Below are 25,126 nucleotides of genomic sequence, written 5' to 3' on the forward strand. Positions count from 1 at the left end.
GGCCGACCGGCCGGGCCCCGGACTCAGGCCTTCCCGGCTCGGCGCGAGGTGACCGCCGTCCACACCCGCGCGGCGCACTCCGCCGCGCCTTCGTGCTCCCAAAACCGCATGACGAGCCAGCCCTCCGCTGCGAGCCTGGCGTCCGTGTCTCGGTCCCGCTGGATGTTCCCGTTGATCTTCTCTCTCCAGAAGTCCGCATTGGTCTTCGGTGCTACGAAGTGCTGGGGGCAGCCGTGCCAGAAGCAGCCGTCGACGAAGACTGCGACCTTCGTCGGGCGGAACAGCAGGTCCGCTGTCCGGCGCATGCCGGGCAGCGGTTTGGCGGAGACCCGGTAGCGGAGTCCGCGGGCGTGGAGGAGGGACCGCAGCGCCCGCTCCGGCGACGTGTCGCGGCTGCGGTTGCCGACCATGCTCCGCCTGTTGCCGGGGGACGACGCCCAGGAGCCGGGTGGCGGAGTCCACGACTCCTCGCGCGGTGAGTTGCTACTGCCCATGGGTGCGGGAGTGTAGCCGCGCGACGGCGCTCCCCCGGCAGCCCCGCCGGCCTGCGCCACCCCGCCTAGAGCGGCAGCTCCAGTTGGGCGTGGCCCCGGACGTGGACCGGTGGGGGTGTGGGGCGGGTGGTGGCGAGGGTGAGGAGGGTGTGGAGGGCTTCGGTGACCTCCGTGGGGGTGGTGCGGATGATCGACGGGGTGGTGCTGGCGACCAGGATTCCGTGGGCCTCCAGGCGGAGGCGGCGGCGGAGGGTGGCGTGCCAGGAGTCGCGCGTGAAGTGGTACTCCGCCGAGTCGATCTCCAGGGCCACGCCCTCGTCGGGCCAGTAGGCGTCCGGGGAGGCCAGGAAGGTGCCGTCGGGGGTGTAGAGGCGGGCGTTCCAGAGCGGGGGCGGGAGGTCGGCCGGGGCCAGGGCCTCGCGGGCGTGGGCCTCCGCGATCGAGCGGACACCGACGAGGAGTTCGCGGGCCGCCGCGCGGGCGGCGGGGCGGTTCAGGGTGCGGGCCGCGCGGAGTTCCTCGTACAGGTCCTGGGGGTGGCACCAGCCGGACTGGACGGTGTTGGCGAGGACCGAGCGCACGAGGTCCGGGTCCTCGGTGCGGGCCGCGAAGTCGGCGGCGGCGCGGACCGGGCGGGCGCTGGGTACGCCGGAGAGGGCGATGGTGGAGGGCCAGCGGGAGGTGGGGAGGGGGCACACCCCGGGTGCGGGGGCGAGGCGGCGGGGGCTGCGGACCAGGACGTGGGCCGGTTCCGGTGGGGCCTCGCGGATGCCGAGGAGGGCCAGGGCCGCGCCGCCGGTGAGGGCCGCGGTGGCCCCGGAGAGGGGGTCGGAGTCGGGCCGGGCGGCGTAGAGGACTGCGGACAGGGCCCGTTGGCGGTGGTCCGGGGGCCCGGTCTGGAGCAGGTGGACGCGGGGCAGCAGCCGCTGCCAGGGGCCGCCGGGGCGGGAGCGGCGGGCGATGGTCGCGGCGGGGATGCCGGCCTGTTTGAGCTGGTGGGTGGTGGCCAGGCGGTGCTGGCGGTGGAGAGGAGGGGGAGGGGAGCTAGGGGGCTGAGGCGTTGGGGGGTGGGGGTAGGGGTGGGAGTTGGTGTGCGGGTGCGGGTGCTGGTTCCGGGGAGTGATCATGCCGGGGGTATGCCCGGGGGTGCAGGGGCGACTCCGGTGGGTGCGGGTGAATTCCGGGGTGTGCGGTTCTGGGGCTGGTGGTTCCGGGGTGCGGTGGGTGCGGGGCCGCGGCGCGGAGTCAGGCCGACGGGTGGTTCGGGGAGAGGAAGACCACCACGCCGTTCTCCGTGCCGGGGAGCGGGGGCTGTTCGTGCCAGCCCAGGCGGCGGTAGGTGGCGACCGTGTCGGTGGCGCGGCGGGCCGTGAGGAGCCAGGCGCGGGAGTCGGGGGCGTCGGCCGCGATCTCGGCGAGCAGGGCCCGGCCGGTGCCGTGGCCCCGGGCGTGGGGGCGTACGGCCAGTTCGTCTATCTCCAGGGCGCCCGCGAGGCATTCGGTGACCCGGTTGCGGCCGAGCTGGGCGAGCACGTGCCCGTAGGAGCGGCCCCTGGGGAGGGTGCTGCCGGTGAGCCAGGCCGTCGCGAACCCGTCGATGCCGGCCGGGGACTGGGCGAGTGCGGTGCGGAAGCCGGGGCGCCGGGTGTCGCCCTGGAACCGGGGCCAGAACTGGCGAATGGTTTCTTCGTCCTCGTTCCAAGGCGGGGCGGAGAAGACCTCGGCGTAGGCGTCGACCAGTTCCTCCGCGAGGTCGAGGACGGCCGGTCCGTAACAGATCACGATTGCGGGCTCCTGGGAGGGTTCTGGGGGTTGCGCGTGATTTCACATCAGGAGACCGAATCTACGCCTGGCGGGTTCCCTCGGGGAGCCGGTGCACAGAAGCGGAGGGTGTGCGACAAATCCGGCCACGGCGCAGGCCGTGTCGCCTGTCGGCGGGAGGCGTTGAACGGATGTCCGGGTGCGCGATCCCGGGCCGGCCCGAACACCCTTCCCAGGAGGCCCACTTGTCCAGACTGCTGCTCGGCGCGGGCGGTTGTGCGGTCGCCTTCCTCCTCGTCCTGGGCGTCATGGCCCTGCTGCCGCGCTCCGTGCAGGAGTCGCTCCCCGACGGCGTGGTCGGCGGGGCCGTGCTGCTGCTGGGGCTGGTGGGCTCGGCCCGGCTGGTACGGCGGTCGCGTTAGCCTCGTCGCAGGGATACCGACATACGGACATACGGACATACGGGCAGACAGGCGTACGGGCACATCACCGTATGGGCGTCCGATCAGGACACAGGGATCGCAACACGAGGAGGAGAACATGGCCGGGATTACGGGGACGGCTCGGGTGCCTTCGGCGGCGGTGGCCGCAGCCGGGCTGGTCGGCGGGTACGCCGTCGCCCGCTATACGGGCAAGCGGCCGCTGGGCGGGGTCGTCCTGGGCGCCGCGGGCGCGGTGGCGGTACGGGAGTGGAACCGGCGGGCCGGGGCCCCGGCCGCGGCCGCCCTCGGCGGTCTGTACGTGGCCGGCTTCGCCGGCGCCCACCCGCTGGCGAAGAAGATCGGCGCCTGGCCGGCCGTCCTCGGCATGGCGGGCCTGGTCGCGGGCACGGCGTACGCCGTCTCCGACCGGACCTGAGGGGTCCCCGGGACCGAGGGCCCCGGGGCCCAAGGCCCCGGACCCCTCCCCTCACCCCCCCAGCGCCCGCGACGCCGAGTAGATCGCGAGGCCCGCCAGGGCGCCGACCACCGTGCCGTTGATGCGGATGAACTGGAGGTCGCGGCCGATGTGGGCCTCGATCTTGCGGGAGGTGTGCTCCGCGTCCCAGCCCGCGACCGTTTCCGTGATCAGCGAGGTGATCTCGGCGCGGTACGTCGTGACCACGTACACCACCGCGCCCTCCGTCCAGCCCTCGACCTTCGCCTGGAGCCGGCCGTCCGTCGCCAGGCGGGCGCCCAGCGACATCAGCGAGGAGCGCACCCGCATCCGCAGCTCGCTGCGCTCGTCCTCCGCCGCCGAGAGGATCATCGACCGCACCGCCGACCAGGCCGAGGCGATCACGTCCTGCACCTCCCCGCGCGCGAGGATCTCGGACTTCAGCCGCTCGACCCGCGCCCGCGTCTCCGTGTCGGACTGGAGGTCCGCGGCGAAGTCCGCGAGGAAGCGGTCGACCGCGCCGCGCGCCGGGTGCTCCGGCATGTCCCGCATCTCCGTGACGAAGCGCAGCAGCTCCTTGTAGACCCGCTCGCCGACCTTGCGGTCCACGAACCGCGGGGTCCACCCCGGCGCCCCGCCCTGGACGGCGTCCATCACCGAGTCCCCGTGCAGCACCAGCCAGTCGTGCGCCTTCGTGCACACCAGGTCCACCACGCGGCGGTGCCCGCCGTCCGAGACGATCTTCTCCAGGGCCTTGCCGGCCCCCGGCGCGATCTCGGCCGTCTCGGCCCGCCGCGTGATCGCCTCGCCGACCACGGCCTGCACGTCCGCGTCGCGCAGCACCGTCAGCGCCCCGCGCAGGGCCGTCGCCAGCTCCTCCGTCACCCGGTCCGCGTGCTGCGGCTCCGCGAGCCAGGCGCCCAGCCGGCCGCCGATGCCCAGCGCCCGCAGCCGCGTGCTCACCACGTCCGAGGACAGGAAGTTCTCTCCGACGAACTCCCCGAGGGAGACCCCCAGCTGGTCCTTCTTCGTCGGGATGATCGCCGTGTGCGGAATCGGCAGGCCGAGGGGGCGGCGGAACAGCGCCGTGACCGCGAACCAGTCGGCCAGCGCGCCGACCATGCCGGCCTCCGCCGCGGCCGCCACGTACCCGGCCCAGCCCCCGGCGCCCGACTGCTGCGCCCACTTGGCCAGTACGTACACCACGGCGACCAGGACGAGCAGTCCCGTCGCCGTCGCCTTCATGCGGCGGACGCCCCGACGCCTCTCCTCATCGGCCGCAGAGTACGCAAAAGCACCCACTCCGGCCCTCGCACGGTCCGTTGTACGTCCCACCTGTCCTGCCCTTCCCCCCTGTCACGTAGCGTTCTTGCCACTGTCGCCTACTTGACCGACTCCCGGGACGCGCCACGAGTTCCCGGCGTCCCCCATTCCGGCGAACCGCTACCGGAGGAGAGACTTCCGCCATGACCGCCCGCAGCACCGTGAGCCACCGCCCGCCCGCCAGGAGCCACCGCCCGATCCTCGGCGTCCTGGCGGCCGCGGCCACGCTGCTCACCAGCGGCTGCGCGGCCTCCGAGGCGGACTCGCGCACGGGCGCGGAGCGCCGCCCCAGCGCGGCGCCCGGGGAGGGCAGAACCGGCGGCGCGGACTGGGTCGGCACCTGGGCCGCACCCCCCGTCGACGCCGAACCGGACACCTACCTCCGCGGCCACGCCGGCCGCACCTTCCGCAACGTCGTCCACACCACCGTCGGCGGCACCAAGGTCCGGATCACCCTCTCCAACCTGTACGGCAAGAGCCCGCTGCGCATCGCCCGCACCACCGTCGGCCCCGCCGCCGGCCCCGACGCCGCCCTCTCGCGCGCGGGCTCGGCCACCGGCGCCGCGACCACGCTCGCCGCTGCCATCCCCGGCTCGCTCGTCCCGCTCACCTTCGGCGGCGCGCAGGGGGTCACGATCCCGCCGGGCGACGAGGTCACCAGCGACCCCGCCGAGCTGGCGGTGCCCGCCGGCTCCGACATGCTGGTCAGCACGTACGCCCCGCCCACCGAGGACCCCAGCGGCCCGGTCACCCGCCACCCGCAGGCCCGCCAGACCTCGTACGCGGCCGAGGGCGACAGCACCGACGACGAGACGGGGACCACCTTCACCGAGGAGACCCGCTCCTGGCGGCAGCTGGTCGCCATGGACGTGCTCACCGACACCGTCCGCGGGACGATCGTCACCCTCGGCGACTCCATCACGGACGGCTTCGGCTCCACCCCCGACACCAACCGCCGCTGGCCCGACGTCCTCGCCGCCCGCATCCGCGAGGCCGGCACCCCGCGCCTCGGCGTCGTCAACGCCGGCATCAGCGGCAACCGCCTGCTGCTCGACGGCACGGGGCCCAACGCCCTGGAACGCTTCGAGCGCGACGTCCTCTCCCGCGCGGGCGTCCGCGTGGTCATCGTGCAGCTCGGCACGAACGACATCCTCAAGGCGAACCGCGTCATCGACCCCGACCGCATCACGAACGCCCTGGCCGACCTCCGCAAGCGCGCCGCCGCGCAGGGCATCCGCGTCATCGGCGCCACCCTGCCGCCCTTCCGCGGCCACCGCGGGTACGAAGCCGAGCGCGAATCCGTCCGCCGCACCGTCAACGCCCGCATCCGCGAGGGCGGGGTCTTCGACCACGTCGTCGACTTCGACCGGATCCTGCGCGACCCGGACTCCCCCAGCCGGCTGCGCCCCGCGTACGACTCGGGGGACCACCTCCACCCCAACGACGAGGGCTACGAGGCGATGGGCAGCCGCTTCGAACTCGCCCTGCTCACCGCCCCGGCCTGAGCCGCCTCCGCCGGATCCGGCAGGGACGGCTCAGGGCCACCGCACCGCTACGGCAGCTCCCGGGCCCGCGGCGCCTTCCGCTTGATCTCCACGCCGCCCCAGAAGGCCAGCCCCGTCACCACCACGCGCGGCGCGGCCGGGTCGACCGGTTCGGAGGCGGCCCCCGAGCCGTACCGCTGGTCGAACGCGCCCATGATGCCGACCCCGCGGACCTGGACGTCCACGCCCGGCGGAACGACGATCTCGATCCCGCCCATGACGGCCACGCAGTTGATCACGACCTCGCGCTCCTCGAACTGCGCCTCGCGCAGGTCGAGTGTTCCGCCGCCCCAGAAGGCCACCGCCGTCAGCCGCCGCGCGACCGTCCAGCGGCCCTTCCAGTCGAAGCCGCCCATGACCGCGATCGCCGTCGACGAGGGGCTCCCGGCCCCGGCGGCCCCGATCCGCGCGGGCCAGTCGGGCGCGGAGGCGGCCGGGAGGCGGCCCGCCGCGGGGGCCGGATCCCGCTTGTACAGGGAGACGGGCGCCCCGGCGGAAGCGGACGCGGAGGGTCCGCCCGGGTGCGCGCCGGCGGGTCCCGTCGTGGGCCCGGGGCCGCCGGGCAGGTCGCGGGTGAGCGGGGACAGGTCCGCATACGTACGGGACTTGTACGCCGCGTCCATCCGCTCCTCGAACTCGTCCATGTCAAGCCGGCCCTCGGCCACGGCTTCGCGCAGGCGCTCCACCACCCGCTCCCGGTCGGCATCCGAAGCCCGCAGCTCGGGCAGCTCCTCGCTCATGCCCCCACCCTAGGGACCAGGCGCGCGCACCGACACCCGTTCACGCCCCCTCCCCCGATTCCCCGCCCGCACCGGCACCCGTACCCGCACCGCCACCGCCATCCGCCCCCGCGTACATGCGCGCGATCACGTCCTCGATGTCCGGCTCCCGCACCGACAGGTCCACCAGCGGGTACCGGGCCGCCACCGCCGCCACCAGCGGGGCCGCCGAGGCCGTCGCCGGGAAGGCGATCCACTGCCGCGGCCCCTCCGCCTTCACCACCCGTACGCCCGACAGCCCCGGCCCCGCGCCCGGACCCAGGTCCAGCGGCGGCAGCTCCCGCTCCAGGTCGACCACGAGGATCCGCTCGCCCTCCCCCGCCGCCCTCAGTCCGGCCAGACCCCCGTCGTACACGAGCCGCCCGTGGTCGATGACCATCACCCGCTCGCAGAGCTGCTCGATGTCCTGGAGGTCGTGCGTGGTCAGCAGCACCGTGGTGCCGCGCTCCGCGTTCAGGTCGCGCAGGAAGGTCCGCACCCGCGCCTTGCTGACCACGTCGAGCCCGATCGTCGGCTCGTCCAGGTACAGCACGTCCGGATCGTGCAGCAGCGCCGCCGCGATGTCCCCGCGCATCCGCTGCCCCAGGGACAGCTGCCGCACCGGTACGTCGAGCAGCGCGCCCAGCTCCAGCAGTTCCACGCACCGGTCGAGGTTCTCCGCGTAACGGGCCGCCGGGATGCGGTACATGCGCCGCATCAGCCCGTACGAGTCCTTCAGCGGCAGGTCCCACCACAGCGTCGTGCGCTGCCCGAAGACCACGCCGATCCGCCGGGCCAGCCGGGTCCGCTCCCGCGAGGGGTCGATGCCCGCCACGCGGACCCGGCCCGCGCTCGGGGTCAGGATGCCGGTGAGCATCTTGATCGTGGTGGACTTCCCGGCCCCGTTCGGCCCGATGTAGCCCACCATCTCCCCGCGCGCGACCTCGAACCCGATCCCGTCCACCGCCCGCACCTGGCGGCGCTCGCGGCGCAGCAGCCCGGCCCGCCTGCGCACCTCGAAGACCTTCTCGACCTCTTCCAGAACGATCACGGCACTCTCCCCTCAGCTCCCCGTACTCCGGTACGCCCGCAGCCCGGCCCGCCAGGCCAGGCCCGCCGGCACCAGCAGCGCCGCCGCGACCAGCGGGCTCAGGAACGCCGTCCACCACGGCATCCCGAAGGGCTGCGGCCGCCCCAGGACGTACAGCGCGGGCACCCAGTTCACGAAGGCCAGCGGCACCACGAAGGTCACCCCGCGCACGACCTCCCGCCCGAACACCGACGGCGGGTACTGGAGCATCGTGCAGCCGCCGTACGTGAACGAGTTCTGGACCTCCGCCGCATCGCCCGCCAGGAACTGGAAGGCCGCCCCCGCCAGGAAGACCCCCGCGAAGATCGCCGTACCGGCCAGCACCATCACCGGCACCAGCAGCACCCGCCCCGCCGTCCAGTCCACGTCCACGGCCGCCACCCCCCAGGCCGTCACCGCCAGCCCCTGCACCACCCGCCCCAGCCTGCGCAGCGCGAACCGGTCCGCCGCCACCTGCGCGAACACCGGCACCGGCCGCACCAGCATCGAGTCGAGCGAACCGTCCCGGATCCGCGCGCCCAGCCGGTCGGTGTTGCCGAGCAGCAGGTCGGCCAGGCCGAGGGAGGCGGAGCAGGTGCCGTAGAGCAGGGCGATCTCGGCGAGCGAGAAGCCGCCGAGCTCGTCCACGTGCCGGAACATGATCAGGATCCCGGCGAAGTCCAGGGCGCTGGACGCCGCGCTCATGACCAGGGCCAGCAGGAAGGAGGCCCGGTACGTCATCGTGGACCGGACCCACATCGCCACGATCAGGGCGTACCCGCGCAGACCCTCCCGGGCCCGGCCCCCGGGCCCCGTGCACCCCCCGCGCCCCGCCGGCTCAGCCACCCTGCACCACCAGCCTCCGCGTGGCCGCCGCCTGCACCAGCCGGCCCGCCCCCAGCAGGACGGCCGCCCAGCCCGCCTGGAAGGCCAGCGCCCGGACCGCCGGGCCCGCACCGAGGTGCTCCCCCAGCAGCACGTCCAGCGGGACCTGGAGCATCGCGGCCCACGGCAGGGCGCGTACGAGCTCCCCGAGCTGCCCCGGGAACACGCTGAGCGGCAGCACCACCCCCGAACAGAACATCGAGACCAGCAGCTGCACCATGTTCACCCCCGACCCGTCGAGCAGCCAGAAGGCGCTCAGCGCGACCAGGTAGCGCAGTGCGAAGCCCACCACGAGCCCCAGCCACACCGACACCAGGAACAGCAGCCAGCGCCCCGGACCGGACGGCAGCGCCAGGTCGAAGGCGAGGGCCCCCGCGACCGTCGGCGGGATCCCGCGGGCCAGCAGCTGGTAGGCGGCCCGCCCCAGGTCCGCGGCGAGCCACCACAGCTGGAGGTCGGCCGGCCGGTACAGGTCCACGGCGATGTCGCCCGTGCGGATCCGCTCCTGCACCTCCTCCTGGAAGCCGCCGCCGATCAGCGCGCCCGCGGCCAGCAGGGACTGGCTGATCCACACGAAGGTCAGGGCCTGGGACTGGTCGTACCCGCCGAGCGAGGGGCGCTCGTCCCACAGCGCGATGTACGTGTACGCCACGATGAAGCCGAAGACGGTGTTCGTGAACACCCCCGCGAGCGTCGCCGTGCCGTAGGTCGCGTACCGCCGGAACCCGCTCGCGGCCACCGCCGGATACAGCCGCACGTCCACTCCGCCCCCTCCGTGATCACGAATCGGCGACAAAGTCGGCCGATGGCCTTTCGGAGGGCAACCATTCGCCGCGGTCGCCCGTCTGAACCCGTGCCGCCCACCACCGGTCCCCGGCCGCCCGGAACAGCAGACCGGGCGGGCGATCGGCGACGGAGCCAAAGCGACCGAGCGTAGTGCGGCGGGGGGCCCAGCGCGACCGATTGAGGCCGGAACGGCGCGCTACGGTGTTCCACTGGGTACAGATCAACAGATATCGCCCTATGCGGAGCGAGATCGGCCGGCCGAGGAGTCCCTGGAGAGATGAGCGACGAGTCACCCCAGCAGGGCTGGACCCCCCGGGATCCGGACCGGCAGCCGCCCCACGCGCCCCACCCGTCCCACGAGACCAACCCGAAGGCCGCCGCCAAGCAGGCTCGGCGGGAGGCCAAGCAGGCCCGGAAGCTGGAGCGCAAGCGCCGCCGCCGGGGCTGGCGCCGGCTCGTGCCCACCTGGCGCTTCCTCCTCGGCAGCTTCCTGCTCTGCGCCCTGCTCGTGGCCGGCGCACTGGCCGCCGGGTACGCGATCGTCGAGATCCCCGCCGCGAACAAGGCCGCCGTCGCCCAGAGCAACGTGTACCAGTACGCCGACGGCACCCAGCTCGCGCGCGACGGCGAGGTCAACCGGGTAAACGTTCCGCTCGCCTCCGTGCCCAAGAGCGTGCAGGAAGCCGTGCTGGCCGCCGAGGACCGCGACTTCTACAAGGAGCGGGCCGTCGACCCCAAGGCGATGATCCGCGCCGCTTACAACACCCTCACCGGCAAGGGCAAGCAGTCCGGCTCGACGATCACCCAGCAGTACGTGAAGAACTACTACCTGGGCCAGGAGCAGACCATCGAGCGGAAGGCCAAGGAGTTCTTCATCGCGATCAAGCTCGGTCGCGAGGAGTCCAAGGAGGACATCCTCGAGGGCTATCTGAACACCAGCTACTTCGGCCGCAACGCCTACGGCATCCAGGCCGCCGCCCAGGCCTACTACGGCAAGGACGTCGGCAAGCTGACCACCGGCGAGGGCGCCTACCTCGCCACCCTCCTCAACTCCCCCAGCGCCTTCGACGTGGTCGCCCACCCGCAGTCCCGCGGGCGCGCCCTGGGCCGCTGGAACTACGTGCTCGACGGCATGGTCAAGCAGGGGTGGCTGGACCCGGCCGAGCGGGCGTCCATGAAGTTCCCCGAGCCGGGCAAGGTGCGCACCCCCGCCGGGCTGAGCGGACAGCGCGGCTACCTGGTCGAGGCGGTCAAGGACTACCTGACCAGCAACAAGATCATCGACGAGAAGACCCTCGCCGCCGGCGGGTACAAGATCACCACCACCATCGACAGGAAGCGCCAGAAGGACTTCGTCGACGCCGTACAGGAGGAGGTGACGAGCAAGCTCGACCCGGAGGACAACAAGAAGGACCGCGTGGTCCGCGTCGGCGGCGCGTCCATCGACCCCGCCACCGGCAAGGTCGTCGCCCTCTACGGCGGCATCGACTACACGAAGCAGTACGTCAACAACGCCACCCGCCGCGACTACCAGGTCGGCTCCACCTTCAAGCCGCTCGTGTTCGCCGCGGCCGTGCAGAACACCTCGCACACCCAGGACGGCCGGCTGATCACCCCGAACACCGTCTACAGCGGCCAGAACAAGCGGCCCGTCACCGGCTGGGACGGCGGCTACTACGCCCCCGAGAACGAGGACCAGGTCAACTACGGGAACGTCACCGTCCGCAAGGCCACGGAGAAGTCCGTGAACTCGGTGTACGCGCAGATGGCCGTGGACGTCGGCGCCGACAAGATCCGCGAGACGGCCTTCGCCCTCGGCATCCCGGAGAACACCCCGAACCTCGGCACCGGCCCGGCCATGGCCCTGGGCACCGCCACCGCGAGCGTCCTCGACATGACGCAGGCGTACGCGACCCTGGCGGCGCACGGCGAGTACACCCCGTACACCCTGGTCGCGAAGATCACGAAGAACGGCACCGCCGTCGAGCTGCCCAAGCGCGACCCGCGCCGGGCCATCAGCCGCGAGGCCGCCGACACCACCACCTCCGTGCTGATGAGCACGGTGAACAACGGCACCGCCCGCGCCGCCCTGAACTCGGGCCACGCGGCGGCCGGCAAGACCGGCACCGGCGAGAAGGACAAGTCCGCGCTCTTCGCCGCGTACACCCCGGACCTGGCCACCGTGGTCTCGATCATGGGCCAGGACCCCGACACCGGCACCCACGAGGAGCTGTACGGCGCCCTGGGCGAGAGCCGCATCAACGGCGGCGGCTACCCGGGCCGGATCTGGGCCGAGTACACCCGGGCGGCCCTGGAGGGCAGCGAGCCGGCCGAGTTCGACCTGGAGACCATGACGGGCTCCTGGCAGGCCACCCCGCCGGACCTGGACGACAGCGCCACCGAGGACGGCGACGGGTCCACCGGGGGCGACGGCGCCGACCGGGGCCGCACGGAGGGCGGCCGCACCGAGGGCGGCACCTCCGAGGGCGGCAACCGCGGCGGCAACGGCAACGGCGGCGGTACGAACGGCGGGAACACCAACGGCGGCGGGACGAACGGCGGCGGCACCAACGGGGGCGGTACGAACGGCGGGAACACCGGCGGCACCGACACCGGCGGGAACGCCACGACCGGCGGGAACACCACCGGCGGCACCGACACCTCCGGCGGCGGCACGACGGGCAACACCACGGGCGGGAACACCACCGGGGGCGGCACCGACGGCGGGAACACCGGCGGCACCGACACCGGCGGGAACGCCACGACCGGCGGGAACACCACCGGGGACCCGGACCCCGAGGGCTGACCCCGGGTCCGGCAGCCGGGGTCCGGCAGCCGGCACAGCAGGAGGCGGGGGGCTGTTTGCCCCCCGCCTCCCCGTGTGAGAGCCTCGAAACGAGGCCGGGGAACGGCCTCCGGACGAGGGGCGCCGTACCCGGACATGACAAGACGGTGTCAGAGAGTAATCCCGTGGCCTGGCTCGTTCTCATCATCTCCGGCGTGCTCGAAGCCGTCTGGGCGACCGCACTCGGCAAATCCGAAGGCTTCAGCCGCCTCCTCCCCACCGTCGTCTTCGGCCTCGGCCTGACCCTCAGCATGGCCGGCCTCGCCTTCGCCCTGCGCACCCTGCCCGTCGGCACCGGCTACGCCGTATGGGTGGGCATCGGAGCCGTGCTGACGGTGGCCTACGCGATGGTCTTCGACGGCGAACCGGTCTCCGTGCTCAAACTCCTGCTGCTCGCCGGCATCGTCGGCTGCGTGATCGGCCTCAAGGTCCTGCACTGACCGGCCCAGGCCGGTACGGCGGAGGGCCGACGACCATCCGGTCGCCGGCCCTCCGCACACAGGTGACGCCCTACGGGTACGGCCCTACAGGTACAGCCCGGTGGAGTCCTCGGACCCCTCCAGCCGCTCCGCGGCCACGGCGTGCAGATCGCGCTCGCGCATCAGCACGTACGTCGCACCGCGCACCTCGACCTCCGCGCGGTCCTCGGGGTCGTACAGCACCCGGTCACCGGGCTCCACCGTCCGTACGTTCTGGCCGACCGCGACCACCGCGGCCCAGGCCAGGCGCTTGCCGACCGCCGCGGTCGCCGGAATGAGGATGCCGCCGCCGGAGCGCCGCTCCCCCTCGGGGGAATCGGACCGGACGAGCACGCGGTCGTGCAGCATCCGGATGGGCAGCTTGTCGTGCGTGGGGTTCTCGCTCACGCGAAGAACCTACCTGCCCGCGGCGCGCCGGTCCGCCGGTGGGGCACAACGGGCCCGGAACGCCCGCCCGTACCCCGCCCGGACACCGCCGCCTCAGCCCCGCTTGCGGCGCACCGAGACGGCCAGCAGACCGACCACGCCCACGGCGAGCAGGGCCACCGGCACCACCCGCTCGAGGCGCGGGGCGCCGTCGTCGTCCCGGAGACCCGTCTTGAGGTCCGTGATCCTGCGGTTCACCGCGGCGAAGGCCCGGCCGGCCGTCTCGTCCACGGTGGAGGCCACCCGGGCCCTGGCGTCCCCGATGATCGTCCTGGGGTGCATCCGCACGCCGAGCTCGTCGAGGGTCACCGCAAGCTGCTCGCGCCTGCGGACGATGTCCGCCTCGATCTGCGCAGGGGTCCTGACATCCGACACCGCGCTGCCTCCGTTGGTGATGTGTGTGGGCACGTCCTACGTGATCAGTCTGTCAGCTTACGCTCGTGAGGTACGGCCCCTTCGGGGGCCCGCTACGACAGAAGCGCATCGAGAACGCACTCAAGGAGACTCTGGGACATGAGCGAGCGACTCCAGCCGGGCGACACCGCACCCGCCTTCACCCTCCCCGACGCGGACGGCAACGAGATCTCGCTCGCCGCCCACAAGGGGCGCAAGGTCATCGTGTACTTCTACCCGACCGCCATGACCCCCGGCTGCACCAAGCAGGCCTGCGACTTCACGGACAACCTCGACGTCCTGGCCGGCGCCGGGTACGACGTCATCGGCGTCTCCCCCGACAAGCCGGAGAAGCTCGCGAAGTTCCGCGAGAAGGAGAGCCTGAAGGTCACCCTGGTCAGCGACCCCGAGAAGAAGGTCCTGGAGGCCTACGGCGCGTACGGCGAGAAGAAGCTGTACGGCAAGACGGTGACCGGTGTCATCCGCTCCACGGTCGTGGTGGACGAGGAGGGCCGGGTCGAGCGCGCCTTCTACAACGTCAAGGCCACCGGCCACGTAGCCAAGATCATCAAGGACCTCGGCATCTGAGTCCCCGCCCCACCGGCACCCCGGCGAAGGGCCCGCACCGAACGATCCGGTGCGGGCCCTTCCGCATACCGGGTGCAACCATCCGAAAATCCGCTCGTTACTCCACCCGAGAGCCGCACGCGCGGCCGGGGAGGGAACACGATGCCGGTCAGCCCGTACACGAAACCCCGCCTGACGGACGCGGCGCGCACGTCGCGCACGCTGACGGAGGCCCTGGAGAAACTGGGGGTGGACCCCAAGGGCCCCTCCCGCCGCTACCTGCACGACCGGATGCGGAAGCTGGGGGTGGACACCGCTCATTTCGAGCGGGAGACGGCCACGAAATGGACCCGGGAGATCCTGGCGGAGGCCGTCGCCCGGTCGACGAACATGTGCGAGGTCCTGCGGCGGCTCGGGCTCGACGTCGTGGGCGGCCACCACACGCACATCAGCCGCAGGGTGAGGGCCTTCGGAATCGACACCTCCCACTTCTCCCCGCTGCGTCGCACTCCCGCCATGCGGGACAACCGGCGCCGTCGCTCCGCGGACGAGATCCTCATAAAGAGCTCAGCATCCGATGCACCCCGCGTGAACAGCGCCCTCCTGCGGCGGGCGCTCCTGGAGTCCGGCAGCCAGGAGGAGTGCGGCGGCTGCGGGATCCAGGCCGTCTGGCGCGGCGCACCCCTCCCGCTGGAGGTCGACCACGTCAACGGCGACTGGCGCGACAACCGCCGGGAGAACCTCCGGTTCCTGTGCCCCAACTGCCACTCCACCACGGACACGTACCGCGGCCGCGCAGCGAGGCGTCGATGACCGTCTCATACACCCCCGAGCGGCTCGCCGAGGCAGCAGCCCGGTGCAGCAGCATCGACCAGGTGATCGAGTTCCTCGGCGTGAAGCCGTACGGGCGCCTGGAGAGCTACCTCGTCAGCAGGTTCCGGGCGTTCGGCATCGACATCGCCCACTTCGGCCGCAGAAGGTACCAGCGCCACCCGAAGCCCGAGCGTGAGGTGCTGAGCGCCGCCCTGGCCGCCTCGCACTCGCTGGCCGCAACCCTGCGGCGCCTGGGACTGCCGGTGTCGGGCAGCACCAGCGCCCTGCTCAAGCGGTGGATCCGCGAGGAAGGGCTTCCGACCGGCCACCTGCTCGGCCAGGGCCACCAGCGCGGCAAGCCCGGAACGGTGCCCCGAAAGAGCGCATCGGAGATCCTGGTCAAGCACGACGGACTGCGGCGGACGTCGGCAGGACTCCTGCGTCGCGCGCTGCGGGACTGCGGCGTGCCGGAGCGCTGCGAGCACTGCGGCACGGCAGCGGAGTGGCGCGGCCGGCCCATGACCCTTGAGGTCGACCACGTCAACGGCGACTGGAGCGACGACCGCCTCGAGAACCTGCGGCTGCTGTGCCCCAACTGCCATGCGGTGACGGCTACCTGGTGCCGGGGCGGGGACCGCACCGGGAGGGGCGGGCGGGCGTCGCGGCCGCTGCCCGACGCCCAGTAAGGTAGGGGCCCGAGGGCCCGTATCCCAGCTGGCAAGAGGATGCCGGTTTAGATCCGGTATGTCGTGGGTTCAAGTCCCACCGGGCCCACAGGCAGAAGAGCCCCTCTTCCTTCGATTCGAAGGGAGAGGGGCTCTCGGCTGTCAGCCCAGCAGCTCCCGCACCACCGGGACCAGGGCCCGGAAGGCCTGGCCGCGGTGGGAGATGGCGTTCTTCTCCGGCGCGGTGAGTTCGGCGCAGGTGCGGGTCTCGCCGGCCGGCTGGAGGATCGGGTCGTAGCCGAAGCCGCCGGTGCCGGCGGGGGTGTGGCGGAGGGTGCCGGGGAGGCGGCCCTCGACCACGCGCTCGGTGCCGTCCGGCAGGGCGAGGGCGGCGGCGCAGGCGAAGTGGGCCCCGCGGTGGGGGGCGTCGATGTCGGAGAGCTGGGCGAGCAGGAGGCGGAGGTTCGCCCCGTCGTCGCCGTGGGTGCCGGCCCAGCGGGCGGAGAAGATGCCGGGGGCGCCGTTCAGGACGTCGACGCACAGGCCCGAGTCGTCGGCGACGGCCGGGAGTCCGGTGGCCTGCGCGAGGGCGTGCGCCTTCAGGAGGGCGTTCTCGGCGAAGGTGACGCCGGTTTCCTTGACGTCGGGGATCTCGGGGTACGCGTCCGCGCCGACCAGCTCGTGCGGCAGGCCGGCGTCGGACAGGATGGCGCGCAGCTCGGTGATCTTTCCGGCGTTGCGGGTGGCGAGGATGAGGCGGGTCATGGGCCGATTATCCCGGGGCGGCGGTCCGCCCCGGGCCCGGGCTCCCGGCAGCGGTCAGGCCGGGGAGCAGACCTTGGTCAGCTCGCTGGCGCCGTCGGTGATCGGGGTGATGTCGGGGGTGGCGTCGCCGTTGTCGATCGCGGTGCGGACGTTCGCCACGCCTGCGGTGATCGAGTCGATGGCCTTGCCGAGGTCGGCGTCGTCCGTCTTGTCGCCGATGGACTTGAGGCTCTTGTCGATCTCGTCGAGGGAGGCCTTCGCCTGCGTCGGGTCGTTGGCCGCCGTGCCGATGGCCTGCGAGAGGTCGTTGGCCGCCTCGGTGACGGCGACGGCCGTCTGGGCGCAGCCGAGGGCCGTGTCGACCGCGGAGCAGGCGGCGAGGGCGGGGAAGGCGAGGAGTGCGGCGACTGCGACGGCGGCGGTGCGGCGGTGGCGTACGGCCATGTGGGTCCCCCCAGGGATTCGGGTGCGCGGACGGGCGCACGGCGTCGAACCGTGCGCCCGTACCAGGTGAGACGAACGGGAGTCCCCGGTGGTTTCCGGCGGGGCCGGCGGATCTTCCGGGGGGTGCGGCCCGGTCAGAGTTCGGCGGCGAGGGCGGCGCGCTGGATGGCTTCGAGGTCGGCGCAGCCGCCGGCGGCGAGGTCGAGGAGGGCGTTGAGCTCCTTGCGGTCGAAGGGCTCGCCCTCGGCGGTGCCCTGGACTTCGACGAAGCGGCCGTCGCCGGTGCAGACGACGTTCATGTCGGTCTCGGCGCGGACGTCCTCCTCGTAGCAGAGGTCGAGGAGGGGTTCGCCGTCGACGATGCCGACGCTGACGGCGGCGACGGTGCCGGTGAGGGGCTTGCGGCCGGCCTTGACCAGCTTCTTGGCCTGGCCCCAGCGGACGGCGTCGGCGAGGGCGACGTAGGCGCCGGTGATGGCGGCGGTGCGGGTGCCGCCGTCGGCCTGGAGGACGTCGCAGTCGAGGACGACGGTGTTCTCGCCGAGGGCCTTGTAGTCGATGACGGCGCGCAGGGAGCGGCCGATCAGGCGGGAGATCTCGTGGGTGCGGCCGCCGATCTTGCCGCGGACGGATTCGCGGTCGCCGCGGGTGTTGGTGGAGCGGGGGAGCATGGAGTACTCGGAGGTGACCCAGCCCTCTCCGCTGCCCTTGCGCCAGCGCGGTACGCCTTCGGTGAAGGAGGCGGTGCAGAAGACCTTGGTGTCGCCGAAGGAGACGAGGACGGATCCCTCTGCGTGCTTGCTCCATCCGCGTTCGATGGTGACCGGGCGGAGCTGATCGGGCGTACGGCCGTCAATGCGAGACATGGCTCCGAGCCTAGCCGCTGCGGGGGCGGGCCCCGGCCCGGGCGGCGGAGTGCGGCCGGTGGTGCGGGGACGGCGGAGGGGTGGTGCGGGGACGGCGCGGACCCCGGCCGGGGTGTGTCCGGGCGGGGTCCGTGTCGTGTGCTGCGGGGTGGGCGAGCGCGGGGCTCAGCTCACATCATGTCCTCGATCTCGGCGGCGATCGGGTCCGCGTCGGTGCCGATGACGACCTGGATGGCGGTGCCCATCTTGACGACTCCGTGGGCGCCGGCGGCCTTCAGTGCGGCCTCGTCGACCTTGGCGGGGTCGATGACCTCGGTGCGCAGGCGGGTGATGCAGCCCTCGACCTCTTCGATGTTCTCGATACCGCCGAGCCCGGCGACGATCTTCTCAGCCTTGGTGGCCATGTGTCAGTTCTCCCTGCGTGTCAAGGAACGAGTCTCGGCGGCCCGCCTGGCCGGCGCCGTGCCGGGGGTCCGCTTTGTCAAGGTAACCCACGGTTGGCCCATCTACGCGAGCGCAAGTCCGGCTTCTGCCGAATGATGACGATCAGCAGCAGCCTGCCCGTGAGCGGGTCGGCTGCGACCGCATGCGAGAACTGGTCTACACCAGTGTGCGGCAACCGCCAAAACGGGCCGGCCAGGGAGGACGCCGATGAGCGCGAGCAGCGCGGCAGCAGTACCCCAGCAGAAGTGGTGGAACGGCCTGTTCCAGGGTCTGCAGAAGATGGGCCGGAGCCTCCAGCTGCCGATCGCCGTCCTGCCCGCGGCCGGCATCCTGAACCGGCTCGGCCAGCCGGACGTCTTCGGCGTGGACGGCCTGAACTGGACCAGCGTCGCCAAGGTCATGGCGGGGGCGGGCGGGGCCCCGCTCGACGCCGACCTGGGCCTGCCGCTGCTGTTCTGCATCGGCGTGGCCATCGGCATGGCCAAGAAGGCGGACGGCTCTACGGCCCTGGCGGCGGTGGCCGGCTTCCTGGTCTACCGGGGGGTGCTGCACGCCTTCCCCAAGCCGTGCGCCGACGGCGCGGCCTCGGTCAGCGTCGGCTGCCAGGCCACGGACGGCACGGTCTCGGCCTTCGGCTACCAGAACCCGGGGGTCTTCGGCGGCATCGTGATGGGCCTGCTCGCCGCCTGGTTCTGGCAGCGGTACCACCGCGTGAAGCTGGTGGACTGGCTCGGCTTCTTCAACGGCCGCCGCCTGGTCCCGATCATCATGTCCTTCGTCGCGATCGCGTTCGCGGCCCTGTGCCTGTGGGTCTGGCCGCCGGTGGGCGACGCGCTGGAGAGCTTCTCCGACTGGCTGGTGGGGCTGGGCGCCTGGGGCGCGGGCATCTTCGGTGTGGCGAACCGCGCGCTGCTGGTGATCGGCCTGCACCAGTTCCTGAACGTGCCGGTGTGGTTCCAGTTCGGCAGCTACACGAAGCCGGACGGCACGGTGGTGCACGGCGACATCAACATGTTCCTGGCGGGCGACCCGAACGCCGGGCAGTTCCTGACCGGCTTCTTCCCCATCATGATGTTCGCCCTGCCGGCGGCGGCCCTGGCCATCACGCACTGCGCGAAGCCGCGGCGGCGCAAGGAGGTGGGCGGGCTGATGCTGTCGGTGGGCCTGACCTCCTTCGTCACGGGCATCACCGAACCGCTCGAGTACTCGTTCCTCTTCATCGCGCCGGTGCTGTACGCGATCCACGCGGTGCTGACCGGCGTCTCGATGGCCGTGAGCTGGGCGCTGGGGGCGAAGGACGGGTTCAGCTTCTCGGCCGGTCTGATCGACTACGTCATCAACTGGAGCCTGGCCACCAAGCCGTGGATGATCATCCCGATCGGCCTGGCCTTCGCCGTCGTCTACTACGGCATCTTCCGCTTCGCCATCACGAAGTGGGACCTGAAGACGCCGGGGCGGGAGTCGGACGAGGAGATCGACGAGATGGAGAAGGAGAACCTGAAGGCGTAGCCGGGCCGGGGCGGAGCCCCGGAATTCCGCACCTGTGAGGCACCCCGGGCCATTCGTCCCGTTCTGCAGGGCCCTCGGATCCTTTGATCCGGGGGCCTTCGCCATGCCCCGCGAGCCACGCTGGGCCGGGCTCTCCCCGGGTGCGACGCGGAGGTTCCGCTTGGGCGCGGGGCCGGAGTCCAGGGGCTTTGGACCCCCACCGCGGGATGTGGTGTAGACCACATGAAAACGAAGGTTCCTTATCTAACCCTCACCGTGTTACAACTGGTCTACACCAGCGATTGGTGTAGACCACGCACCCGGGTTCGGGACCGCGTTGACTGCTTGTCCCCCCCGTTTCTGAGACGCCGCCGTCCCCCGTTCTCCTTCCCTGGCGGCGCCTTGCCCACTGGAGGAAGTTGTGACCACGGCGAGCGCTGCCCCGGCGGCCGCGAAGAAGAAGGGCTCCGGACTGTTCCAGGGCCTGCAGAAGGTTGGGCGCAGCCTTCAGCTCCCCATTGCTGTGCTGCCTGCGGCGGGAATCCTGCTGCGCCTCGGCCAGCCCGACGTCTTCGGCAAGGACGGTCTCGGCTGGGACAAGGTGGCGGCCGTGTTCGCCACCGCCGGTGACGCGGTCTTCGCGAACCTCCCGCTGCTGTTCTGCATCGGTGTCGCGATCGGCTTCGCGAAGAAGGCCGACGGCTCGACCGCCCTCGCGGCCCTGGTGGGCTTCCTGGTCTACAAGAACGTGCTGACCGCGTTCCCGGTGACCGAGGCCGTGGTCAACACCACCGCCAACAAGGGCGTCGACGTCGCGGCGACGTACAACAACCCGGGTGTCCTCGGCGGCATCATCATGGGTCTGCTCGCCGCAGTCCTGTGGCAGCGCTACCACCGGACCAAGCTGGTGGACTGGCTCGGCTTCTTCAACGGCCGCCGCCTGGTCCCGATCATCATGGCGTTCGTCGGCGTGATCGTGGGCGTGTTCTTCGGCCTCGTCTGGGAGCCGATCGGTGAGGTCATCTCGAACTTCGGCGAGTGGATGACCGGTCTGGGCTCCATCGGTGCCGGCCTCTTCGGTGTCATCAACCGCGGTCTGATCCCGATCGGCATGCACCAGTTCGTCAACACCGTCGCGTGGTTCCAGATCGGTGACTTCACCAACGCCGCCGGCGAGGTCGTCCACGGCGACCTGAACCGCTTCTTCGCCGGTGACTCGAGCGCCGGACTCTTCATGACCGGCTTCTACCCGATCATGATGTTCGGCCTCCCGGCCGCGGCCCTCGCGATCGCGCACTCGGCCCGTCCCGAGCGCCGCAAGGCCGTCACCGGCATGATGGTCTCCCTCGCCCTGACCTCCTTCGTCACCGGCGTGACCGAGCCCATCGAGTTCTCCTTCATGTTCATCGCGCCGCTGCTGTACGCGATCCACGCGCTGCTGACGGCCGCCTCGATGGCCATCACCTGGGCCCTCGGCGTCCACGGCGGCTTCACCTTCTCGGCCGGCCTGATCGACCTGGGGCTGAGCTGGAGCAAGTCCACGAACCCCTGGATGATCATCCCCATCGGCCTCTGCTTCGCAGCGGTGTACTACGTGCTCTTCCGCTTCGCGATCACCAAGTTCAACCTGCCCACCCCGGGCCGTGAGACCGACGAGGAACTCGCCGAGATGGAAAAGCTCGACGCCAAGTAGGCAGGCCCCGCCCGGCTGACCCGAACGGGCGGCAGCAGGAAGGCCCCCGCGCTCCGGATGGAGTGCGGGGGCCTTCTGCGTTGCCGCGGGGCGGGCGCCGCCGGCCGGACGCCCGTCAGAGCTCGTACACCGCTCCCGGCCTGGCCAGTTCCACCGGACCCGCGTAGACCTCGCGCGCGTCCGCGAGGTTGCGCTCGGCGTCCGTCCACGGCGGGATGTGCGTGAGGACCAGGCGGCGGGCGCCCGCGTCGCGCGCGACCTCCCCCGCCTCGCGCCCGTTGAGGTGCAGGTCGGGGATGTCCTCCTTGCCGTGCGTGAAGGAGGCCTCGCACAGGAAGAGGTCGGTGCCCTCGGCCAGGGAGGACAGCTCCCCGCAGGTACCGGTGTCCCCGGAGTACGTCAGGGAGCGGCCGCCGTGCTCGACGCGGATGCCGAAGGCCTCCACGGGGTGGCGGACCTTCTCCGTGCGGACCCGGAACGGGCCGATCCCGAAGCTGCCGGACTCCAGGGTCCGGAAGTCGAAGACCTCGCTCATGGAGCGCTCGTCGGGGACGTCCTCGTAGGCGGTGGTCAGGCGCTTCTCCGTGCCCTCGGGCCCGTACACCGGGATGGACCCGCAGCGTCCGCCCTCGTGGCGGTAGTACCGGGCGACGAAGTACGCGCACATGTCGATGCAGTGGTCCGCGTGCAGATGGCTCAGGAAGATCGCGTCGAGGTCGTAGAGGCCGCAGTGCCGCTGCAGCTCGCCGAGGGCGCCGTTGCCCATGTCGAGGAGCAGCCGGAAGCCGTCGGCCTCGACGAGGTAGCTCGAGCAGGCCGATTCCGCGGACGGGAACGAACCCGAGCAGCCGACGACGGTGAGCTTCATGGAGCGGGAACCTCCGTGGGCGGAGACGGGCGGCGTGGGCCGTGCGTGAGGGCAGGGGGGCCGTGCGTGCGTCGAGCGTAAGGCGCGAAAGGGGCGGTCGCTCCTCCGCGGCAGGCCGTTGTGGGGGAACTCACCTGCGGAGTCACCCCAGGGGGCGACGGTCCGCACGGGTTGCCGTGCCGGGGGGCCGGTGCGCGGTTACCGTCGAGCCATGGACACGTCCTGGTGGCCCGCCCTGGCCGCGCTCGTGGCGCTGGCGGTGGTGGCGCTGGTGGCGGGGCGCCGTGGTCCGGGCGGGCCCGGGCGGCCCCCCGGGAGGCCGCCCCGCCGGGCGCCCGCCGGAAAGCGGCCCTCCGGTCAGCGGCCGGCGGGGTACGGGACCGGCCGGGCCCCGCAGCCCGCGCCGGGCGAGATCTGGTGGGCGGCGGTGCCGTACGAGGACCAGCCGGGGGCGAAGGACCGGCCCTGCCTGGTGCTGTCGGTGCACGGGTACGGCCCGGGGCACGGGACGGTGCGCGTGGTCAAGATCACCAGCAAGTACCACGGCGAGCGGCCGGGGGTGATCCCGCTGCCGCCCGGGGTGGTGGGCGACGCCCGGGGGCGGCCGAGCTTCCTGGAGACGGACGAGCTGCGCGAGGTCTCGGTGTGGGAGTTCCGGCGGCGCGTGGGGATGGTGGACCCGGTGGTCTGGGACCAGGTCCGCCATCTGGCGGGCTGAGCGGCGGGGCCGGAGGCAGCGGCGCGGTCGCGCCCGCGCGGCGCTGGTGCGCGCCGGGCACGGAAACGGGGTCCGGGGCGGGGCTCCGGTCCGGGAAGGGGCGGGGAAGGGGCGGCCCGGGCCCCCGCTTCCCCGCCCGCCCCCGCAGGGATCCGCTCAGGCCCAGAGCTGGCCTTGGAGGGTCTCGATCGCGGCCTCGGTGGTCGGGGCGGTGTAGACGCCCGTCGACAGGTACTTCCAGCCGCCGTCGGCCACGACGAACGCGATGTCGGCGCTCTCGCCGGCGGCCGCGGCCTTGCGGCCGACGCCGATCGCGGCGTGCAGCGCGGCGCCGGTGGAGACCCCCGCGAAGATGCCCTCCTGCTGGAGCAGCTCGCGGGTGCGGGTGACCGCGTCCGCGGAGCCGACCGAGAAGCGGGTGGTCAGCACCGAGGCGTCGTACAGCTCGGGTACGAAGCCCTCGTCGAGGTTGCGCAGCCCGTAGACGAGGTCGTCGTAGCGCGGCTCGGCGGCGACGATCTTGACCCCGGGCACGTGCTCGCGGAGGTAGCGGCCGACGCCCATGAGGGTGCCGGTGGTGCCGAGGCCCGCGACGAAGTGCGTGATCGACGGCAGGTCGGCGAGGATCTCGGGGCCGGTGGTGGCGTAGTGCGCACCGGCGTTGTCCGGGTTCCCGTACTGGTAGAGCATGACCCAGTCGGGGTGTTCGGCCGCGAGCTCCTTCGCGACGCGGACGGCGGTGTTCGACCCGCCCGCGGCCGGCGAGGAGACGATCTCGGCTCCCCACATGGCCAGCAGGTCCCGGCGCTCCTGGGAGGTGTTCTCCGGCATGACGCACACGATCCGGTAGCCCTTGAGCTTCGCGGCCATGGCCAGCGAGATGCCGGTGTTGCCGGAGGTGGGCTCCAGGATGGTGCAGCCGGGGAAGAGCCGGCCCGCCTTCTCGGCCTGCTCGATCATGTGGAGCGCGGGGCGGTCCTTGACCGAGCCGGTCGGGTTGCGGTCCTCCAGCTTGGCCCAGATGCGGACGTCCTCCGAGGGGGACAGCCGGGGCAGCCGGACCAGCGGGGTGTTGCCGACCGCGGCCAGCGGGGAGTCGTACCGCATTACTTCGAGCCGCCGGCGACCGCCGGGAGGATGGTGACGCTGTCGCCGTCGGTGAGCTTGGTGGCGATGCCGTCGAGGAAGCGGACGTCCTCGTCGTTGAGGTAGACGTTCACGAAGCGGCGGAGCTTGCCCTCGTCGACGATGCGGGCCTCGATGCCCTGGTGGCGGGTCTCCAGGTCCGCGAAGAGGTCCGCGAGGGTGGCGCCCTCGCCGGAGACGGCCTTCTCGCCGTCGGTGTAGGTGCGGAGGATGGTCGGGATGCGGACCTCGATGGCCATGGCGGGCTCCAGTCGTCGGGAAGGGCGTAATGCGTAAGGGGCGCGCGGCTCTGGCCCCCCGCGCGACAGGGGGTGGTACGGGGTCGGTTCGTACCCGGCGGGGCTCAGGCGGCGGTACAGATCGCGCTGGCGAGGCGGCACAGGTCGACGTGCAGGCGCGCGACCAGCAGCGGGCTGCTGTCCGTCTCGTTGCTCACGTCGTGGGAAACCATGCGGGCATCGTAACGATTCCCGGGCGGCCGAATGGAGTGTGATCTCACATATCGGACGCCTGCGGCTCACATGCTGGTCAGTAGGCGGCTACGACCTGCACTTCCTCCTCGGTGATCACGCCTTCGACGATCCGGTAGGACCGGAACTGGAACTCCCCGAGCCCGTCCTCGTCGGCCGTGGAGACGAGCACGTAGTGGGCTCCGGGCTCGTTCGCGTACGTCACGTCGGTGCGCGAGGGGTAGGCCTCGGTCGCCGTGTGCGAGTGGTAGACGATCACGGGCTCCTCGTCCCGGTCGTCCATGTCCCGGTACAGCTTGAGGAGGTCCTTGGAGTCGAACTCGTAGAACGTGGGCGAGCGGGCGGCGTTGAGCATGGGCACGAACCGCTCCGGGCGGCCCGTGCCGGCCGGTCCGGCGACGATCCCGCACGCCTCGTCGGGGTGGTCCTCGCGGGCGTGCGCGACGATCTGGTCGTACAGGGCCTGGGTGAGGGTCAGCATGAGCGACAGGATATGCAGACGGGCCCTCCCGTACCGCTATCTGGTACGGGAGGGCCCGG

At 72.3% G+C, this 25,126-nt stretch carries 30 protein-coding genes, 1 tRNA gene and 1 riboswitch; of the genes, 12 read left to right on the plus strand and 19 right to left on the minus strand.

The genetic code is table 11. The features are described from left to right. Positions 1-23: 23 nt before the first annotated feature. The 3 genes from ACZ7JZ_RS14985 to ACZ7JZ_RS14995 all read right to left on the minus strand — a co-directional run bounded on the left by ACZ7JZ_RS14985 (position 24) and on the right by ACZ7JZ_RS14995 (position 2,276). Complete coding sequence (locus tag ACZ7JZ_RS14985) at positions 24-494, minus strand: very short patch repair endonuclease (protein ID WP_470938388.1); 471 nt, start codon at positions 492-494, stop codon at positions 24-26. 65 nt (positions 495-559) lie between these two features. Beyond that, entirely contained in the window at positions 560-1,621 is a 1,062-nt protein-coding gene (locus ACZ7JZ_RS14990) for a hypothetical protein (RefSeq protein ID WP_470938391.1), read from the minus strand. A 118-nt stretch (positions 1,622-1,739) separates the two neighbouring features. Further along, positions 1,740-2,276 (minus strand): GNAT family N-acetyltransferase, encoded by a 537-nt coding sequence (locus ACZ7JZ_RS14995; protein WP_470938393.1) that lies wholly within the window; start codon positions 2,274-2,276, stop codon positions 1,740-1,742. Positions 2,277-2,500: 224 nt separating this feature from the next. On the opposite strand from ACZ7JZ_RS14995, the gene ACZ7JZ_RS15000 reads away from it, so the two are divergent. Both ACZ7JZ_RS15000 and ACZ7JZ_RS15005 read left to right on the plus strand, forming a co-directional pair. Then, positions 2,501-2,677, plus strand: coding sequence for a hypothetical protein (locus ACZ7JZ_RS15000; RefSeq protein ID WP_470938396.1), 177 nt, complete (start codon positions 2,501-2,503; stop codon positions 2,675-2,677). 118 nt (positions 2,678-2,795) lie between these two features. Continuing rightward, positions 2,796-3,113, plus strand: coding sequence for a hypothetical protein (locus tag ACZ7JZ_RS15005; protein ID WP_470938399.1), 318 nt, complete (start codon positions 2,796-2,798; stop codon positions 3,111-3,113). Between the two features lie 51 nt (positions 3,114-3,164). Here ACZ7JZ_RS15005 and ACZ7JZ_RS15010 read toward each other — a convergent pair whose 3' ends face one another. After that, the gene (locus ACZ7JZ_RS15010) at positions 3,165-4,466 is read right to left on the minus strand and encodes a DUF445 domain-containing protein (RefSeq protein ID WP_470938402.1); all 1,302 of its coding nucleotides are present in this window, start codon (positions 4,464-4,466) and stop codon (positions 3,165-3,167) included. Positions 4,467-4,597: 131 nt separating this feature from the next. On the opposite strand from ACZ7JZ_RS15010, the gene ACZ7JZ_RS15015 reads away from it, so the two are divergent. Continuing rightward, complete coding sequence (locus ACZ7JZ_RS15015) at positions 4,598-5,959, plus strand: SGNH/GDSL hydrolase family protein (protein WP_470938405.1); 1,362 nt, start codon at positions 4,598-4,600, stop codon at positions 5,957-5,959. Between the two features lie 47 nt (positions 5,960-6,006). On the opposite strand, the gene ACZ7JZ_RS15020 is transcribed toward ACZ7JZ_RS15015, so the two are convergent. The 4 genes from ACZ7JZ_RS15020 to ACZ7JZ_RS15035 form a co-directional block, all read right to left on the minus strand. Further along, entirely contained in the window at positions 6,007-6,738 is a 732-nt protein-coding gene (locus ACZ7JZ_RS15020) for a DUF1707 SHOCT-like domain-containing protein (protein ID WP_470938408.1), read from the minus strand. Between the two features lie 40 nt (positions 6,739-6,778). Next, on the minus strand, positions 6,779-7,807 hold the full coding sequence (locus ACZ7JZ_RS15025; RefSeq protein WP_470938411.1) for an ABC transporter ATP-binding protein: 1,029 nt from the start codon (positions 7,805-7,807) through the stop codon (positions 6,779-6,781). 12 nt (positions 7,808-7,819) lie between these two features. Then, positions 7,820-8,584 carry an ABC transporter permease gene (locus ACZ7JZ_RS15030; RefSeq protein ID WP_470938680.1) on the minus strand — a complete coding sequence of 255 codons (765 nt, stop codon included), beginning with the start codon at positions 8,582-8,584 and terminating at the stop codon, positions 7,820-7,822. A 79-nt stretch (positions 8,585-8,663) separates the two neighbouring features. Continuing rightward, positions 8,664-9,467 carry an ABC transporter permease gene (locus ACZ7JZ_RS15035; protein WP_470938683.1) on the minus strand — a complete coding sequence of 268 codons (804 nt, stop codon included), beginning with the start codon at positions 9,465-9,467 and terminating at the stop codon, positions 8,664-8,666. 306 nt (positions 9,468-9,773) lie between these two features. Here ACZ7JZ_RS15035 and ACZ7JZ_RS15040 point away from each other — a divergent pair, with 306 nt between their 5' ends. Next, positions 9,774-12,302: a transglycosylase domain-containing protein gene (locus ACZ7JZ_RS15040; protein WP_470938414.1), complete on the plus strand. Its 2,529-nt coding sequence runs from the start codon at positions 9,774-9,776 to the stop codon at positions 12,300-12,302. Between the two features lie 88 nt (positions 12,303-12,390). Continuing rightward, a riboswitch (guanidine-III (ykkC-III) riboswitch) is annotated at positions 12,391-12,455 on the plus strand. 11 nt (positions 12,456-12,466) lie between these two features. After that, complete coding sequence (locus ACZ7JZ_RS15045; RefSeq protein ID WP_470938417.1) at positions 12,467-12,781, plus strand: DMT family transporter; 315 nt, start codon at positions 12,467-12,469, stop codon at positions 12,779-12,781. 84 nt (positions 12,782-12,865) lie between these two features. Here ACZ7JZ_RS15045 and ACZ7JZ_RS15050 read toward each other — a convergent pair whose 3' ends face one another. Both ACZ7JZ_RS15050 and ACZ7JZ_RS15055 read right to left on the minus strand, forming a co-directional pair. Beyond that, on the minus strand, positions 12,866-13,207 hold the full coding sequence (locus ACZ7JZ_RS15050) for a GroES family chaperonin (RefSeq protein WP_468907744.1): 342 nt from the start codon (positions 13,205-13,207) through the stop codon (positions 12,866-12,868). A 93-nt stretch (positions 13,208-13,300) separates the two neighbouring features. Beyond that, entirely contained in the window at positions 13,301-13,621 is a 321-nt protein-coding gene (locus ACZ7JZ_RS15055) for a DUF3618 domain-containing protein (RefSeq protein WP_470938420.1), read from the minus strand. A gap of 138 nt (positions 13,622-13,759) precedes the next feature. Between ACZ7JZ_RS15055 and bcp the strand changes: the two genes are divergently transcribed. From bcp to ACZ7JZ_RS15075, 4 genes are all read left to right on the plus strand, one after another. Then, a complete protein-coding gene (gene bcp / locus ACZ7JZ_RS15060; RefSeq protein WP_470938424.1) occupies positions 13,760-14,227 on the plus strand; it encodes a thioredoxin-dependent thiol peroxidase in 468 nt (155 codons plus the stop codon). Positions 14,228-14,368: 141 nt separating this feature from the next. Next, a complete protein-coding gene (locus ACZ7JZ_RS15065) occupies positions 14,369-15,019 on the plus strand; it encodes an HNH endonuclease signature motif containing protein (protein WP_470938427.1) in 651 nt (216 codons plus the stop codon). After that, a complete protein-coding gene (locus ACZ7JZ_RS15070; protein WP_470938430.1) occupies positions 15,016-15,705 on the plus strand; it encodes an HNH endonuclease in 690 nt (229 codons plus the stop codon). Before ACZ7JZ_RS15065 ends, ACZ7JZ_RS15070 begins: the two co-directional genes overlap by 4 nt. 13 nt (positions 15,706-15,718) lie before the next feature. After that, positions 15,719-15,793 (plus strand) — tRNA-Leu (locus ACZ7JZ_RS15075). Positions 15,794-15,846: 53 nt separating this feature from the next. Here ACZ7JZ_RS15075 and rdgB read toward each other — a convergent pair. The 4 genes from rdgB to ACZ7JZ_RS15095 all read right to left on the minus strand — a co-directional run bounded on the left by rdgB (position 15,847) and on the right by ACZ7JZ_RS15095 (position 18,163). Beyond that, positions 15,847-16,449 carry an RdgB/HAM1 family non-canonical purine NTP pyrophosphatase gene (rdgB, locus tag ACZ7JZ_RS15080; protein ID WP_470938433.1) on the minus strand — a complete coding sequence of 201 codons (603 nt, stop codon included), beginning with the start codon at positions 16,447-16,449 and terminating at the stop codon, positions 15,847-15,849. Between the two features lie 54 nt (positions 16,450-16,503). Further along, positions 16,504-16,893 carry a hypothetical protein gene (locus ACZ7JZ_RS15085; RefSeq protein WP_470938436.1) on the minus strand — a complete coding sequence of 130 codons (390 nt, stop codon included), beginning with the start codon at positions 16,891-16,893 and terminating at the stop codon, positions 16,504-16,506. Between the two features lie 134 nt (positions 16,894-17,027). Next, positions 17,028-17,759 (minus strand): ribonuclease PH, encoded by a 732-nt coding sequence (gene rph, locus ACZ7JZ_RS15090; RefSeq protein ID WP_470938438.1) that lies wholly within the window; start codon positions 17,757-17,759, stop codon positions 17,028-17,030. A 170-nt stretch (positions 17,760-17,929) separates the two neighbouring features. Continuing rightward, positions 17,930-18,163 carry a PTS sugar transporter subunit IIB gene (locus ACZ7JZ_RS15095; protein ID WP_470938441.1) on the minus strand — a complete coding sequence of 78 codons (234 nt, stop codon included), beginning with the start codon at positions 18,161-18,163 and terminating at the stop codon, positions 17,930-17,932. Between the two features lie 247 nt (positions 18,164-18,410). Here ACZ7JZ_RS15095 and ACZ7JZ_RS15100 point away from each other — a divergent pair, with 247 nt between their 5' ends. Both ACZ7JZ_RS15100 and ACZ7JZ_RS15105 read left to right on the plus strand, forming a co-directional pair. Then, positions 18,411-19,712 carry a PTS transporter subunit EIIC gene (locus ACZ7JZ_RS15100; RefSeq protein ID WP_470938444.1) on the plus strand — a complete coding sequence of 434 codons (1,302 nt, stop codon included), beginning with the start codon at positions 18,411-18,413 and terminating at the stop codon, positions 19,710-19,712. A 400-nt stretch (positions 19,713-20,112) separates the two neighbouring features. Beyond that, positions 20,113-21,384, plus strand: coding sequence for a PTS transporter subunit EIIC (locus tag ACZ7JZ_RS15105; protein WP_470938447.1), 1,272 nt, complete (start codon positions 20,113-20,115; stop codon positions 21,382-21,384). Positions 21,385-21,499: 115 nt separating this feature from the next. Here the strand turns inward: ACZ7JZ_RS15105 and ACZ7JZ_RS15110 are convergent, their stop codons facing one another. Further along, on the minus strand, positions 21,500-22,252 hold the full coding sequence (locus ACZ7JZ_RS15110; protein ID WP_470938449.1) for an MBL fold metallo-hydrolase: 753 nt from the start codon (positions 22,250-22,252) through the stop codon (positions 21,500-21,502). A 211-nt stretch (positions 22,253-22,463) separates the two neighbouring features. Here ACZ7JZ_RS15110 and ACZ7JZ_RS15115 point away from each other — a divergent pair, with 211 nt between their 5' ends. Next, entirely contained in the window at positions 22,464-22,970 is a 507-nt protein-coding gene (locus tag ACZ7JZ_RS15115) for a type II toxin-antitoxin system PemK/MazF family toxin (protein WP_470938452.1), read from the plus strand. A gap of 156 nt (positions 22,971-23,126) precedes the next feature. Here ACZ7JZ_RS15115 and ACZ7JZ_RS15120 read toward each other — a convergent pair whose 3' ends face one another. The 4 genes from ACZ7JZ_RS15120 to ACZ7JZ_RS15135 form a co-directional block, all read right to left on the minus strand. Further along, positions 23,127-24,077 carry a PLP-dependent cysteine synthase family protein gene (locus ACZ7JZ_RS15120; protein ID WP_470938455.1) on the minus strand — a complete coding sequence of 317 codons (951 nt, stop codon included), beginning with the start codon at positions 24,075-24,077 and terminating at the stop codon, positions 23,127-23,129. After that, the gene (locus tag ACZ7JZ_RS15125) at positions 24,077-24,355 is read right to left on the minus strand and encodes a MoaD/ThiS family protein (protein ID WP_470938458.1); all 279 of its coding nucleotides are present in this window, start codon (positions 24,353-24,355) and stop codon (positions 24,077-24,079) included. Before ACZ7JZ_RS15125 ends, ACZ7JZ_RS15120 begins: the two co-directional genes overlap by 1 nt. A 104-nt stretch (positions 24,356-24,459) precedes the next feature. Continuing rightward, complete coding sequence (locus tag ACZ7JZ_RS15130) at positions 24,460-24,567, minus strand: putative leader peptide (RefSeq protein ID WP_470938461.1); 108 nt, start codon at positions 24,565-24,567, stop codon at positions 24,460-24,462. A gap of 77 nt (positions 24,568-24,644) precedes the next feature. Further along, on the minus strand, positions 24,645-25,067 hold the full coding sequence (locus tag ACZ7JZ_RS15135) for a M67 family metallopeptidase (protein WP_470938464.1): 423 nt from the start codon (positions 25,065-25,067) through the stop codon (positions 24,645-24,647). Positions 25,068-25,126 lie beyond the last annotated feature (59 nt).

It is taken from the genome of Streptomyces sp. NPDC038213, assembly GCF_055600495.1.

Bases quoted from the DNA above. Each gene is read 5' to 3' on its own strand.
- ACZ7JZ_RS15005 (WP_470938399.1), top strand. From the start codon at position 2,796: ATGGCCGGGATTACGGGGACGGCTCGGGTGCCTTCGGCGGCGGTGGCC.
- ACZ7JZ_RS15030 (WP_470938680.1), bottom strand. From the start codon at position 8,584: ATGTGGGTCCGGTCCACGATGACGTACCGGGCCTCCTTCCTGCTGGCC.
- ACZ7JZ_RS15020 (WP_470938408.1), bottom strand. From the start codon at position 6,738: ATGAGCGAGGAGCTGCCCGAGCTGCGGGCTTCGGATGCCGACCGGGAG.
- ACZ7JZ_RS15135 (WP_470938464.1), bottom strand. From the start codon at position 25,067: ATGCTGACCCTCACCCAGGCCCTGTACGACCAGATCGTCGCGCACGCC.
- ACZ7JZ_RS14990 (WP_470938391.1), bottom strand. From the start codon at position 1,621: ATGATCACTCCCCGGAACCAGCACCCGCACCCGCACACCAACTCCCAC.
- ACZ7JZ_RS15115 (WP_470938452.1), top strand. From the start codon at position 22,464: ATGGACACGTCCTGGTGGCCCGCCCTGGCCGCGCTCGTGGCGCTGGCG.
- ACZ7JZ_RS14985 (WP_470938388.1), bottom strand. From the start codon at position 494: ATGGGCAGTAGCAACTCACCGCGCGAGGAGTCGTGGACTCCGCCACCC.
- ACZ7JZ_RS15085 (WP_470938436.1), bottom strand. From the start codon at position 16,893: ATGGCCGTACGCCACCGCCGCACCGCCGCCGTCGCAGTCGCCGCACTC.
- ACZ7JZ_RS15070 (WP_470938430.1), top strand. From the start codon at position 15,016: ATGACCGTCTCATACACCCCCGAGCGGCTCGCCGAGGCAGCAGCCCGG.
- ACZ7JZ_RS15110 (WP_470938449.1), bottom strand. From the start codon at position 22,252: ATGAAGCTCACCGTCGTCGGCTGCTCGGGTTCGTTCCCGTCCGCGGAA.
- ACZ7JZ_RS15065 (WP_470938427.1), top strand. From the start codon at position 14,369: ATGCCGGTCAGCCCGTACACGAAACCCCGCCTGACGGACGCGGCGCGC.
- ACZ7JZ_RS15125 (WP_470938458.1), bottom strand. From the start codon at position 24,355: ATGGCCATCGAGGTCCGCATCCCGACCATCCTCCGCACCTACACCGAC.
- bcp (WP_470938424.1), top strand. From the start codon at position 13,760: ATGAGCGAGCGACTCCAGCCGGGCGACACCGCACCCGCCTTCACCCTC.
- ACZ7JZ_RS15015 (WP_470938405.1), top strand. From the start codon at position 4,598: ATGACCGCCCGCAGCACCGTGAGCCACCGCCCGCCCGCCAGGAGCCAC.
- ACZ7JZ_RS15100 (WP_470938444.1), top strand. From the start codon at position 18,411: ATGAGCGCGAGCAGCGCGGCAGCAGTACCCCAGCAGAAGTGGTGGAAC.
- rph (WP_470938438.1), bottom strand. From the start codon at position 17,759: ATGTCTCGCATTGACGGCCGTACGCCCGATCAGCTCCGCCCGGTCACC.
- ACZ7JZ_RS15130 (WP_470938461.1), bottom strand. From the start codon at position 24,567: ATGGTTTCCCACGACGTGAGCAACGAGACGGACAGCAGCCCGCTGCTG.
- rdgB (WP_470938433.1), bottom strand. From the start codon at position 16,449: ATGACCCGCCTCATCCTCGCCACCCGCAACGCCGGAAAGATCACCGAG.
- ACZ7JZ_RS15095 (WP_470938441.1), bottom strand. From the start codon at position 18,163: ATGGCCACCAAGGCTGAGAAGATCGTCGCCGGGCTCGGCGGTATCGAG.
- ACZ7JZ_RS15040 (WP_470938414.1), top strand. From the start codon at position 9,774: ATGAGCGACGAGTCACCCCAGCAGGGCTGGACCCCCCGGGATCCGGAC.
- ACZ7JZ_RS15120 (WP_470938455.1), bottom strand. From the start codon at position 24,077: ATGCGGTACGACTCCCCGCTGGCCGCGGTCGGCAACACCCCGCTGGTC.